We start from the raw sequence: 13,168 nt of genomic DNA on the forward strand, positions 1-13,168 counted from the left end.
TCAGCCCGCAGTGACCGTCCGGGGTGGGGAGAGCACGTCGTGCCGCAGCTGGCGTTCGCCAACAGTTTCTGGGAGAGCTACGACCTCCTGGAGAAACCCGTGCGGGCCGGTGTGCGCAAGGCGATGCAGAAGTTCCAGCAGCTCACCGTTCCCGAACTGCAGGCGGACAAGGGGCTGCACCTGGAGTCCGTCGAGAAGGCCCGTGATCCGCGGATGCGGACCATCCGGATCAACGGCTTCTGGCGCGGTGTCGTACTCGCTCCCGACGACGGCAGCGACGTGTTCCTGCTCGTCAACGTCGTACCGCACGACGACGCCTACACCTGGGCCGCCAAACGGCTCTACACCACGAACTCGGCGACGCGGGCGCTCGAGGTCCGCAACGTGGTGGCCATCGAGCAGCTGACGCCGCAGCTGGAGAAGGCCGCCGCCGCCGCGCCCTCGTTGCTGTTCGCGCGGTACTCGGACACCGTGCTGCGTGAGCTGGGCCTCGACGACCAGGTGCTCCGCGCGGTGCGGACCGTCATCGACAAGCCCCAGCTGGAGGCGTTCGGCACCCTGCTGCCGGAGGACCAGTTCGAGGTGCTGCAGTACCTCGCGGAGGGGTTCGGTCCCGAGGAGGTCTACCGGGACGTCGTCGCCGTACGCCGGCCGGTGGCCGCCGGTCCCGATCCGGACGAGAGCCTCGCGGCCGCGATCGCCAACACCGCCAGCCGGATCACGCTGATCACCGGCCCGGAGGAACTGGCCGACATCCTGGAGAAGCCCTTCGCGGCCTGGCGGGTCTTCCTGCACCCTTCGCAACGGCGGGTCGCCTACCGGGTGTCCTACGGCGGCCCGGTGCAGGTCACCGGAGGCCCCGGGACCGGGAAGACGGTCGCCGCCCTGCACCGCGTCAAGCATCTGCTCGGCCGCTCCACGGACACCCGGGTCCTGCTCACGACGTACACCAACGCCCTGGCGGCGGCGCTGCGCGAGAATCTGTCGCTGCTCCTGGACGGCGACGAGGGGCTGCTGGGGCGGGTGGACGTGACCACGGTCAACGCCTACGCGCACGGCGTCGTGGCCCGTCTCGACGGCAGGGCCCCCGCGCCCGTCGGCGACCGCGAGGAGCGGCAGGTGTGGCAGCGGGTGGTCAGGAAGCTCGGGCTGCCGTGGACCGAGCAGTTCCTCGCCCAGGAGTACCGGCACGTCGTCCTCGCGCAGGATCTGCGCACGGTGGACGACTACCTCGCGGCTTCGCGGCGCGGTCGGGGCAGCGCGCTGTCCCCGAGCAGGCGGGAGCAACTGTGGCCCGCGGTGGAGCTGTTCGAGACGATGCTGCGTGAGCGGAAGGGGACGACGTATCTGAAGGTGTGCGCGCGGGCGGCCGAGTTGCTGGCGGCGTCGTCGCCCACGCACGACCATGTGGTGGTGGACGAGGCGCAGGATCTGCATCCCGCTCAGTGGCGGGTGCTGCGGGGCGCGGTGGCTCCCGGCAGCGACGACCTGTTCCTCACGGGCGATCCGCACCAGCGCATCTACGACTCGAAGGTCTCCCTCGGTTCCCTGGGCATCGCGGTGACCGGGCGCACCCACCGGCTGCGGCTCAACTACCGCAGCACGGAGGAGATCCTGACCTGGTCCACCGGCCTGCTGAGCCCGGTGACGGTGGAGGACCTGGGCGGCGACGGCCACGACACGCTGGCCGGCTACCGCTCGCTGCTGCACGGACGCAGACCGCACACGGCGGGGCACGGGTCGGAGCAGGAGGAGGTCACGGCACTCGTCGCGCGTGTCAAGGAGTGGGTCGCGCAGGGCATCCGGCCCGCGGAGATCGGCGTGTGCGCCCGGTTCAACGTCCTGCTCGACAAGGCGTACGACAAGCTCGTCGCGGCCGGGGTGCCGGTGGTCCGGGTCAGGGACAGCCCGGGCGCCGATGTGGACGGGGTGCGGCTCGCCACCATGCACGCCATGAAGGGGCTGGAGTTCCGGTGCGTCGCGGTGCTCGGCGTGACCGCCGGTGCGCTGCCGTTCGGCCGGGAGGTGACGCCGGCCTCCGTGGACGCCCTGCAGCACGAGTCGGATCTGCTGCGGGAGCGGTGCCTGCTGTTCGTGGCGTGCACGAGGGCGAGGGAGGCGCTCGCGGTGTCGTGGAGCGGGACCGCGAGCCCGTTCCTGCTCCGCTGAGGCCCGGGACGAGAAGACCGCCGCCTCCCGCGAGGCGGCGGTCGTACTCGTGTCGTCCGCGCCCCGGGCACCGTCCGCTTCGGAACGGCCCCGGGCGCCGGCCCGTCACGACGTCGCCGGCACCGTCGTCCCGCACTCGGGCACCCCGTCGAGCCAGGCCGCCCCCCTGATGTAGATGTTGGTCATCCACGCCCTGTAGTCCGGCAGGTACGACCACACGTCGTTGGTGTAGCCGTCGGAGGTGACCTCTTCGGCGTGCTTCTGGCACTGGACGCGGATGGTGGTGGAGTAGGGGAAGGCGTAGACGCGGGCGGCGCCGAGGGAGGGCTCCGCCTTGGTCCACACGCCGGTGCCCCACGTCTGGTGGATGTGACCGGTGACCGGCCCGGTGCCGACGCGGACGGCGCCGAAGTAGTCGCCGCCCGGGCGGACGTCGCTGACCATGAGCCTGGTGCCGGACTCCTTGGCCTCGACCATCCTGCCCGCGCCCAGGTAGATGGCGATGTGGTGCAGGTCCCGCGAGGTGCCCCAGGCGAGCAGGTCGCCCGGGAGCAGCGGGGCCAGGCCCTGGGCTGCGGTGAAGCGGGCGGCGGCGCGGTGCGTGTAGTACTGCTGGCTGGCGACGCCGTCGAGGATGTCGGAGCCCGCCGCCTCGGCGTACGCGTGGCGGACCAGGCCCGAGCAGTCGAAGCCGAGCCGTTCGGGGTCGTGTTCGCTGTCCGGGTCGGTCGGGTCGACCTGGCCGTACGTGGGGCCCGGCCGGTCGCCGTGCCCGCCGCCCCACGTGTACCAGGTGCCGGCCGCGACCTCGGCGCAGGCGGCGGCGATCGCGCGTTCGGCCGCCGCGGAGGCTCCGGGGGCGAGGGCGCCGCACTCGTCGGCGGCCGTGCGCTGCGCGGGTGCCTGGGTGTGCGCGGCGGCGGCGGTCACCGGCGCCCAGAGGAGGAAGGCGAGTAATGCGATCAGTGTGCGGATGAGACCGGTCCGGCGGAGCATGCCAGGACCCCCGTTTCCCGTGGTCGTCGAGAGAAGTGGTCGCTCAGGAGCTTGCTGGCCGTGCCTCGCGCTTGTCGAGGAACCGGGTGTCGCCTCCCTTCGACGGGCAACGGGAAACACCCGGGAAACCCCCTTCGAGCAGGTGAGTCGCCGTCACCCCCGCCCGGCGCAGGCCGCCTTGTCGTCGGTGAGGCGGACATCGGGCAGGAGCTTCGCGCGCGCGTCCGCGTCGATGCTCGCGCCCAGCCGGCAGATCCGCGCCAGCCGGGCTCCGGGATCGAGGTCCCACAGCCGTACGGTGCCGTCCGTGCCGGCGCTGGCCACCGTGCCCCCGTCGGGGGCGAAGGTCACGCTCCACACCGCGTCGGTGTGGCCCGTCAGCGTCGCCCACGGGCGCCGTCCGGGGACGTCCCACAGGCGCACCGTACGGTCGTTGCCGCTGCTGGCGAGCGTGCGGCCGTCGGGTGCGAAAGCGATGCCCCGGGTGGAGCCGATGTGGCCGGTCAGGACGGCCTCCGAGCGGCGTTCGCGGACGTTCCACAGCCGTACGGTGCCGTCGTTGCCGCTGCTGGCCAGCGACCGCCCGTCAGGGGTGAAGGTCACGCTGCGCACCGCGCCGGTGTGGCCCTCCAGCGTGCCGAGCGGGCGGTGCGAGGAGACGTCCCAGAGCCGTACGGTCAGGTCGTCGGCGGCGCTGGCCAGGACCCGGCCGTCGGGGCCGAAGGCGACGCCGTTGACGAAGTCCCGGTGGCCGGTCAGCGTCGCCAGCGGCGCGCGCTCCGTCACGTCCCACAGGCGCACCGTACGGTCGGCGCCGGCCGAGGCGAGACTCCGGCCGTCGGGGGCGAAGGCGAGGGAGAAGACCTGCCCGGTGTGGCCGGTCAGGGTCGCCAGCGGTTCCCGTGCGGCCGCGTCCCACAGCCGGATCGTGCCGTCGGAGCCCGCCGACGCCAGGGTCCGCCCGTCGGGCGCGAAGGACACCGAGAGGACGGCCTCGGTGTGTCCCCGGAGCGTCGCCAGGAGCCGGCGCCGGCCCACCTCCCACAGGCGTACCGTGCGGTCGGCGTCGGCGGTGGCCAGCAGCCGCCCGTCGGGGCTGTACCGGGCCTGCCAGACCTGTGTGAACGGACGGGCCGTCAGCACCGGGCCGTCGAGGTTCCACAGGACCACGGACCGGTCGAAACCGGCCGTGGCGAGCAGGGTGCCGTCGGAGGTCACGGCCGCCCCCATCACGTAGTCGGTGTGGCCGGCGAGCACGGCGGTCTGCCGGCCGCCGCGGGCGTCCCACAGCCTGGTCGTCCCGTCGCCGACCGCGCCGACGACCGTGGCGCCGTCGTGCGTGTACGCGACGGCGTTGATGTCGTCGTTGTTCCCGGACAGCGTCGCGTCGAGCCGGCCGCCGCGCACGTCCCACAGCCGTACGGTCCGGTCGACGCCTCCGGAGGCCACCTCCCGGCCGTCCGGGGAGAACGCCACGCCCAGCACTTCGTCGGCGTGCCCCTTGAGCACGGCGAGGGGCCGGGCCCGGTCGGTGTCCCACAGCCGCACGAGCCGATCGGCTCCGGCGGAGACCAGGGTCCGGCCGTCGCGGGCGTGGGCGAGGGCGTTGACCGCTCCCTCGTGCCCGCGGAGGGAGGCGGTGAGGCGGGGGGTGCGCGCGGTGTCCCACAGCTGGATCGGCCCCCGCGCGGTCGCGACGGCGAGCCGGTGCCCGCGGGGGTCGAAGGACAGTGCCCGGGCGCCCTTCGTGCTGTCGGCGAGCACGGCCTTCCTGCGGCGCCCGGCGATGTCCCAGAGGCTCACGGGCCCGCGCGCCGACGTCGCCGCGAGGGTACGGCCGTCGGGGCTGAAGGCGATCGAGCGGACGGGCCCGGACACGGCGAACGTGGCGGTCGTGCGGCGGTCCGACACCTGTCGCAGGGTCACCGTCCCGTCGGAACTGGCCGTCGCCAGGGACCGGTCGTCCGGTGCGAAGACCACCGCGTTGACCGGCCCCCGGTGACCGCCCAACCGGCCCGAGAAGGGCTGGGACTGGGTGCTCAGCAGCGCGCCGCGCGCCTCGGCGGTGGTGTGGGCCCGGTAGGCCTCCCCGGCCAGCAGCATCGACGCCTCCGGCCGGCCTCCGGCGAGCGACGCGGACCGCACGGCGAGTGCCTGGGAACGCGCGACGCGTTCCTGGTCGAGGGCGCTCTCACGCTGCTGGTAGGCGAGGCCTCCGGCGGTCAGGGCGAGTCCCAGCAGGACGACGAGCGTGGCGAGCATCGACTGCCGGAGCCGGACCTGGCGTCTGGCCTGCCTCTCATGCCCCTCCTGCTCGGCCAGGCTCGCCCGGAGGAACGCCTCCTCGCCGGGGCCGAGCCGGCGCCGGCCGTCCAGTTCGTCGGCCCAGGAGCGCACGGTGCTCAGCCGGGTGCCGCGGTACAGCGCGGACGGGTCACGGCCTTCGCGCTCCCATTCGGCGGCGGCGTGCGCGAGTTGCTGGTGGAGGAGCAGCCCGGCGCGGTCGGCGTGGATCCAGTCCCGCAGCCGTGGCCAGGCGTGCAGCAGGGCCTCATGGGTGATCTCGACCGTGTCGCTGTCCATGGTGACGAGCCGGGCCCGTACGAAGGCGTCGAGCGCGGCGGCCGCGCCGTCCGCGTCGGTGAACTGCTCCATCAGGGCGGCCCCGCTCATCCGGCGGCGGGTCGCCCCGCCGCCGTCCGCCACGTACACCAGACGGGACAGGACGCGGCGGATCGTCCTCTGCTCGGCCGGGTACAGCCGGGCGAAGACGCTCTCGGCGGTCCGCGCGATCGCACCCCGGATCCCGCCGGCCCGCTCGTACCCGGCGACGGTCAGCACGGACCCCTCGCGCCGCTGCCAGGTGGCCAGCAGGGCGTGGGAGACGAGGGGGAGCACGCCGGAGGGTGTCACGTCGGCTCCGGGACCGGCGTCCGTCCCGCTGCCCCGCCGCGTGTCTCCCGGCTGCGTGCCGCCCTGCTCGTCGCGCAGCCCCGCGTCGCGCAGGAGCAGGGGCACCAGGCCCGGTTGGAGGGTCAGTCCGGCGAGTTCCGCCGGGCGGGTGATGGATTCCCGCAGCTCCACCACGGACATGGGCGGCAGCACGAACAGCCCGTCGGTGAGGACCGGGGCCAGTTCGGGAAGGTCCAGACAGTCACCGGTGAAGTCGGCCCGGACGCCGAGCACCACGACGGCGGGGCCGTGTCCGCTCCCCTCCGGCCGGGGGGCCGCCAGGGCGCAGAGCACCCGGACGAAGGAGCGCCGCTCGTCCTGGTCCGCGCAGAGGGTGAAGAGCTCCTCGAACTGGTCGACGATCAGCACCGGCCGGCAGGGCGGGGGCCGGCGTTCCCCGGGCGGCGCCGGTGGGTCGTCCACCATCGCGCGTACGGCGTCCGGCACCGCGCCGGGATTCCCGCGCGCCTCCTCGACGGTGACCGTGAGGTCCCCGCCCACCGCTTTCGCGGTGCGCTCCAGGAGTTCGTCCAGGGGCCGTGAGGTGGGGGTGAACGTCACCACCGGCCACCGGTCGGCGCCCGGCATGGGGAAGTCGCCGCGCCGCAGGGCGGGCACCAGTCCGGCGTTGAGCAGGGACGACTTGCCCGCCCCCGAGGGGGCGACGAGCATCAGCGGGCCGCTTCCCACCCGTTCGAAGGCCCGTTCCACGAGTGCGGCCGTCGCGCGCTCCCGGCCGAAGAACCAGTCCGCGTCCTGCGGGGTGAACGCCGACAGGCCGCGGTACGGACACGCCCCGTCGGACTGCCGCTCGGAAGCGGCGGCCTCGGTGCCGCTTCCCCTGTCGGCGGGCGGTCCCTCCTGTACGAGCCTGAGCAACTCCCCCTCGGCGCCCAGTACTCGGTCACAGATACGGGCGATGTCGGCGGTCGCCCGTTTCGTGCCGGTCTCGATCTTGCTGAGGTAGCCCTTGCTGTAATGCGTCTGCCGTGCCAGGTCGGTCAGCGACAGGCCGCGCGCCTGTCTGAGTCGCCTCAGTTGCGCGGGGAAGGAGTGCGTGGTCAGCGCGTTCCGGTCCCGCCCGTTCCCGTGGTCTGCTTCATGCGCGTGCTGCGGATCTCCCACGGAGTCCCCCATGCGGTGCGGCCGTGAGACGGTGGACACCCAGGTTACTGCCGGGGTGGTAAGGGCAGCCAAACCTTTCACCCGATGTGGCGAAAACACGAACGCCCGGAACCGTGGGGCGGTTCCGGGCGTTCGTTGCCGGGCGGGCGGGCGGGCGGACGGACTGCCGGGCGGGTCAGGTCAGGTTGACCGCGCAGCCGCCGTTCACCCACCGGTGCGACCTGATGTTGTCGTTCACCGTCGGACCGGTGTTGAAGAAGTTGTCGGAGAGGTTGTCGGCGTACAGCTCGCCCGGCTGGAGGCAGGCGTGGCCTCCCTCGTAGTTCTCCAGGAAGTAGAACGCGACGATCGACAGGCTGCCGGTGAATCCGCGGTTCATGACCGACGAGGCCCTGTCGTTGGCGGAGCCCCAGTTGCTGCTGTTGCCCGGCGTGGCCACCAGCTGGGTGCCCTGGCAGTCGAAGCCGTCCCAGGCGTACACGTTGCCGTTGCGCGGCCCCCACTTGCTGTCGCAGCCGGGGCCGGCGACGGCGTTCTCGGACGCCTGCGCGGCGGTGGCGGGTGCGGCGAGACCCAGGGCGGCGAGCCCGAGGACCGCTGCGGTGACGATGAACTTGCGCATGCTGTTTCCCCTCGTTGGTTTCACTGGTGGTGCGTCGGTGGTGCGTCGGAGCCGGTGTGCCGGGCCGGTTGCCCGGCGCGCACCGGCGCCGTGGGGCGGTGTCCGCCCGGGCGCGACGTGGTCAGTCGCGCTCCGGGACGACGCGCACCGCCCGGTCGTAGGCCTGCCGGCCGAGGTGCCGGTAGGTGTCGATGTCCTTGCCGAACCGGTCGCGCAGGCGGTCCTGGTAGTACGTCTCCCGTGCCGTGGCCACGGCACGCAGGGAGGTCTCGCCGGCGCAGGTCGCGTCCGCCACGGCGGTCTTCCGCTCGGCGGCGAACGCCTCGTCCGTGCGTGCCGCGCCCAGCCGGCTGGTGCGGACGCGGACGGCTTCGCGGGCCGCCCCGGGGTCCTCGTAGGGCTGTCCCGCCTGCTTCATGCACCGCGCCCACGCCTTGATCGCGGAGGTCAGCCGGCGGTCCTCCATGAGTTCCTCGCCGTACAGGGCGTTGAGTCCCGAGACGGTCTTGCTCGTGCGGAACCAGACGGCCGGGTCGCCGTAGAGCGTGCGCTCGGCCTCCTCCGTGCAGCCGCCGAGGCGTTTGCGGATCTCTCCGCCGACGGGCAGCGGCGCCCGGAGCGTCTTCGCGTCGTCGCCGCCGTCCAGCGCGGTGTCGAAGGCGGCGCGCCGGGTGGCGGAAAGGCTCTGCCGGTAGGTGCCGTTGGGGTTGCGCTCGTGGACCCGCAGGCTCTTCGCCTCGATACGTCCCCCGTAACCGTGCGTGCGGGCCCAGGCCACGTCGTCCTGTACGAAGCGCACCGGGCGGCTCTCCTGGAGCGTCAGGCCACGGTCCTCCCGGTAGGTGAAGCCCTGGCGGTTCATGCACCGCTTGATCAGGCGTTGTTGCGCGTCGGCGACGCGCAGTTCCTGCTGCCAGGTCAGCGCCTGGGGACGCGGACGCGGATCCTGTGGTGCCCGGCCGCCGCCGCCGTCGCCGCTGTCGGCGCACCCGGTCGTGACAACCGCCACGACCGCGCACAAGGACACGAGTACCCGTCTCATGAACTCCGCCTCCTTCGCTGCCGCCTGCCGACGGACCCAGAGTCGCCCCGCTGCCGGCAGCGGTCGACGGGTTTCCTGTTGCCCGCCGGGACGGCCGGCCGGGAAACAAGGCGTGAGCAGGGGGAACACGGGGAGGGAGGCAACGCGGTGGGGAGAGTCCCCGTCCATGCGCCCCCGCCATCGGAGCCGGTCGCAGGACGCTCACACCGTCAAGACGCGAAGACATGACGGATTACGGGCCCGCCGGCCATCCGTTGCGTTCAATGCATTGACACGTGCATTACATGGGCTTTACGTTCCGGCCATCTGAGAGCGCTCTCAGGACCTCTTCCTGTCACGACTTGAGGTGACGCATGCCATCCCCACGCACCAGACCCGCGACTGTTCTGCTGCTGGCCTCAGCCCTCGCCGTCGTCGGCCTGGGCCCGGCCGCCGCACCGGCGGCCGCCGCCACCGTTCCCGTAGGCTCCGGCAGTTACTCCGACACCCGGCCCTCCGGTACGTCGGGCCCCACCACCAACACGGGAACGCCGGTCACTCCCAAGGTGACCGCCGCCGCCAAGGACCGGCCCGTGCCCACCAACGACTGGTGGTCCTCCCTCGCCTTCCAGCGCTACGGCGACAACCCGTACTCGACCCCCATGTACGGGCACCCCCTCACCTACCAGGCCACGGCGGGCGGGCTCGACGTCGGCTACCCGACGACCCCCGCGATCGTCGGTGACGGCCGCCAGTACGAGTACGCCCACAAGCGCGACCTCACCATCGGACTGACCGGCCTCAACTCCCCCGACACCAGAGCCGACGACTGGTCCGACTGGACGGTCACCCCCTACTGGTCCGACGGCGCCCGCACCCTGCGCACCACCATCGGCCACGGCTCCCCGTTCGTGTACGCCAAGGGCTCCGGCGGCAACGCCCAGATCACCACCGCCGGTACGCCCGCCGTCTTCGCCGACCAGGGCAACGTCCTCGGCATCACCGTCGCCGGGCACCACTACGCCCTCTTCGCGCCGACCGGCAGCGACTGGAACGTCGCCGGCTCCACCGTCACCGCGGGCCTCGGTTCCAAGGACTACTTCTCCGTCGCCGTACTGCCGTCCACCGGAGCGCTGGCGACGTTCAAGAAGTACGCCTACAGCTTCGTCACCGGTTCCAAGGTCACCTGGAACTACACCGGGGGCACCGTCGGCGCCACCTACACGCTCACCACCGAAGCGAAGGAAGGCACCGAGCGCGGCACGCTCCAGGCCCTCTACCGCCACCAGTGGCTGCACACCACGGACCCCCTCACCTCCTACACCTACGTCTCGCCGCGCGGCACCATGAAGGTCCGCGAGTCGGCCTCCTTCACCACGAGCCAGAAGGCGTCGGCGGTGCTGCCCGCGCTGCCGGAGTCGAGCGGTGTGGACGCCGCCCGACTCCGCGGTTACCTGAACGAGGTCGTGAACGCCGCCGACCCCTTCTCCGGAGCCTCCGACACCTACTGGACCGGCAAGGCCCTCGGCCGTCTCGCCCAACTCGTCCCGGTGGCCGACCAGATCGGTGAGACCGGCATCCGTGACCGGATGCTCGGCCTGATGAAGGGCAGGCTCCAGGACTGGTTCACGGCGGGAGGCGCGAACGAGTTCAGCTACGACAAGGACTGGAGGACGCTCACCGGCTACCCCGCCTCCTACGGCAGCGACACCGAACTCAACGACCACCACTTCCACTACGGTTACTACGTCTACGCGGCGGCGATCGTCGCCCAGTACGACCAGGCATGGGCCGCCGACTCCGCCTGGGGCGGCATGGTCGAGACCCTCGTACGGGACACCGCCAACCCCAGCCGCACCGACACCGCCTTCCCCTTCCTGCGCGGCTTCGACGTCTACGCGGGCCACAGCTGGGCCTCCGGGCACCAGGGTTTCGCGGCCGGCAACAACCAGGAGTCCTCCTCCGAGTCCACCAACCTCAGCGCGGCCCTCGTCCTGTGGGGCTCCGCCACCGGCGACACCTCGCTGCGTGACCTCGGCACCTTCCTGCTGACCACCGAGTCGGAGTCGATCGCCCAGTACTGGTTCGACGCCGACGAGCAGGTCTTCCCGTCCTCCTTCGGTCACGACACGGCCGGCATGGTGTGGGGCAGCGGCGCCGCCTACGCCACCTGGTGGACCGCCAACCCCGAGGAGATCCACGGCATCAACGTCCTGCCCGTGACCGGCGGTTCGCTCCACCTCGGCGGCGAGAAGGCCGCGATCCGGCGCAACATCGCCGAGATGGAACGGGAGAACGGCGGCCCGGCCGTCGAATGGCGCGACATCCTGTGGGAGTTCCAGTCCTTCGCCGACCCGGGCACGGCCAAGGCGAAGTGGGACGCGGGCCACTCCGGCTACACCCCGGAGCAGGGGGAGTCGAAGGCGCACACCTACCACTGGATCAACACCCTCGACACCCTCGGCGCCCCGGACGCCACCGTGACCGGTGACATCCCCACCTCCGCCGTCTTCACCAAGGGAACGACCCGGACCTACGCGGCCCACAACCACGGGGCGTCGGCCCGCACCGTCACCTTCTCGGACGGCAAGACCCTCTCCGTACCGGCCCGTTCCACCGCGACCGGCACCGGAACCGGCTCGGGAGAACCCGACCCCGACCCGGAACCGCCGACCGGCAACACCTTCCGGCTGCGCAGTGATGGCGCCCTGACCACGGCGACCGACGGCACGGAGGGCAGCGACACCATCGCCTCCGCCGGCGGTACCAACCACGACGGCACCCCGTACCAGCCCCTCGTCTACGAGGTACGCGGCGTCAACGGCACGCTCACCCCGGGCGCACAGACCGCCTTCCGGCTCCAGGTGGACGCGGGCACCGCGGTCGGGCTGGGTCAGCAGGCCCGGATCAGCTACGACCTCACCGGCGACGGCAGCTTCGACCGGACCGAGACGTACCACTACTTCGCGACCGACCCGGTCGCCGGATGGGAGGAGTACACGCAGGCACGCGGTCTCCAGGCGACCACGGGCACACCGGGCGATCTCGCCGGCGGCACCGTACGCCTGGAGGTGTGGAGCGCCATCGGCAACGGCACCTCGAAGCTCCGGACGGGCACGGACAGGTCCGTGCTGGTGATCCCCTACGGCTGAACCGGCGAGGACCGGCGGCGGGGACCGGCCTCCGGCCGGTGCCCGCCGCACCGGCATGGCCGACACCCGCGTCCCGCCGTGCCGTGCGCTCCTCACACCGGTGCGCAGCGTGGGGTGGACCGGGTTCCTGGCCTGTGGGCGGAGGGTGGTGACGCGGCGTGAGGAGACGCGTCGGGCGCCGCCGGACGTGCTGATCATCGGCTACAAGATGCCGGACCCGCTGCCGCGGCGGGCCGGGGACCGGCCGCGGCGGAAGGGTGCGGAACCGGCGTACGTGGTGTCCGGGGCCGCCTGTGTCGTGTCGGTCCTTGCCGCAGTGCTCTTCCTGGCGGGCACCGGTGGCCGCATTGTTGAGGCAGACGACCGCACCGGCGAGAACCTTCGCTGAAACCACCTGGCCGACCGTTCACCGGTACCGCCTCCGGCCACCGTCCCGAAATGGAGCCGTCTCATGACCGAGAGCACTCCCGAGAGACCGGACACCACGCTCCCGCCGCCCCCGGCGGCGCCGCCCGCCGTCCCCCAGACCTTCCCCACGACCGCGACAGGGCGCGGCGGTACGGCCAGGCGCACCCTGATGGTCGCCGTCGTCGTCGCGTTGCTCCTCGCCGGTGGCGGCGTCACCTGGTGGGCGCTGACCGACGAGGGGGACCCCATCGACCACGTCGAGGTCTCGGGCGGCAGGCTCGTCACCGATGACGGCGACGCGTACGAAGACTGCGACGACACCGACGAGTACAGCTACAACGACTGCGACTCGGACACCGACGAGACCTACGAGTTCGTCTACAAGATCACCAACAGGGGGGACGGGCCCGCCAACTACTCGGTCATCGTCAACGCCTTCGACGAGGACGGTGACTTCATCGGCCAGACCTACATCGGGTCGGCCCACCTTGCCGCCGGCAAGACCGACGCCGACAAGAGTGAGTTCAGCGAGTACAGCGAGTTCGAGGACAAGCGCGAGCTGTCCGACATCGCGTCCGTGAAGGTCGCCTACGTCGAGCGCGTCGCGCTGGCCAACTGAGCCGCGCCGAACTCCGCGGAGCACGACCGTCCTTCACGCCCCACCGTGAAGGACGGGCGCTGGACGTTCTCGGAGTCCCGTACGCGGACTCTCCGGACGGCGTA

Annotated in this window: 8 protein-coding genes; 4 read left to right on the plus strand and 4 right to left on the minus strand. The window is 72.4% G+C overall.

Annotated features, from left to right (window positions below):
* Positions 1 to 39: 39 nt before the first annotated feature.
* On the plus strand, positions 40 to 2,169 hold the full coding sequence (locus tag ACIA6T_RS18960) for a UvrD-helicase domain-containing protein (protein ID WP_399447618.1): 2,130 nt from the start codon (positions 40 to 42) through the stop codon (positions 2,167 to 2,169).
* Between the two features lie 105 nt (positions 2,170 to 2,274).
* On the opposite strand, the gene ACIA6T_RS18965 is transcribed toward ACIA6T_RS18960, so the two are convergent.
* From ACIA6T_RS18965 to ACIA6T_RS18980, 4 genes are all read right to left on the minus strand, one after another.
* The gene (locus ACIA6T_RS18965) at positions 2,275 to 3,165 is read right to left on the minus strand and encodes a C40 family peptidase (RefSeq protein ID WP_399447619.1); all 891 of its coding nucleotides are present in this window, start codon (positions 3,163 to 3,165) and stop codon (positions 2,275 to 2,277) included.
* Between the two features lie 153 nt (positions 3,166 to 3,318).
* Positions 3,319 to 7,242, minus strand: coding sequence for a helix-turn-helix domain-containing protein (locus ACIA6T_RS18970; protein ID WP_399447620.1), 3,924 nt, complete (start codon positions 7,240 to 7,242; stop codon positions 3,319 to 3,321).
* A gap of 175 nt (positions 7,243 to 7,417) precedes the next feature.
* Positions 7,418 to 7,864: a peptidase inhibitor family I36 protein gene (locus tag ACIA6T_RS18975; protein ID WP_399447621.1), complete on the minus strand. Its 447-nt coding sequence runs from the start codon at positions 7,862 to 7,864 to the stop codon at positions 7,418 to 7,420.
* A gap of 121 nt (positions 7,865 to 7,985) precedes the next feature.
* Positions 7,986 to 8,906, minus strand: a complete 921-nt coding sequence (locus ACIA6T_RS18980; RefSeq protein ID WP_399447622.1) for a hypothetical protein — start codon at positions 8,904 to 8,906, stop codon at positions 7,986 to 7,988.
* 353 nt (positions 8,907 to 9,259) lie between these two features.
* Here ACIA6T_RS18980 and ACIA6T_RS18985 point away from each other — a divergent pair, with 353 nt between their 5' ends.
* From ACIA6T_RS18985 to ACIA6T_RS18995, 3 genes are all read left to right on the plus strand, one after another.
* The gene (locus ACIA6T_RS18985) at positions 9,260 to 12,037 is read left to right on the plus strand and encodes a glycosyl hydrolase (RefSeq protein WP_399447623.1); all 2,778 of its coding nucleotides are present in this window, start codon (positions 9,260 to 9,262) and stop codon (positions 12,035 to 12,037) included.
* A 55-nt stretch (positions 12,038 to 12,092) separates the two neighbouring features.
* The gene (locus tag ACIA6T_RS18990) at positions 12,093 to 12,425 is read left to right on the plus strand and encodes a hypothetical protein (RefSeq protein WP_399447624.1); all 333 of its coding nucleotides are present in this window, start codon (positions 12,093 to 12,095) and stop codon (positions 12,423 to 12,425) included.
* A 63-nt stretch (positions 12,426 to 12,488) separates the two neighbouring features.
* Positions 12,489 to 13,064 (plus strand): hypothetical protein, encoded by a 576-nt coding sequence (locus ACIA6T_RS18995; RefSeq protein ID WP_399447625.1) that lies wholly within the window; start codon positions 12,489 to 12,491, stop codon positions 13,062 to 13,064.
* Positions 13,065 to 13,168: the final 104 nt, after the last annotated feature.

The sequence above is a fragment of the Streptomyces sp. NPDC051740 genome (assembly GCF_044453165.1).
Classification (GTDB): domain Bacteria; phylum Actinomycetota; class Actinomycetes; order Streptomycetales; family Streptomycetaceae; genus Streptomyces; species Streptomyces atrovirens.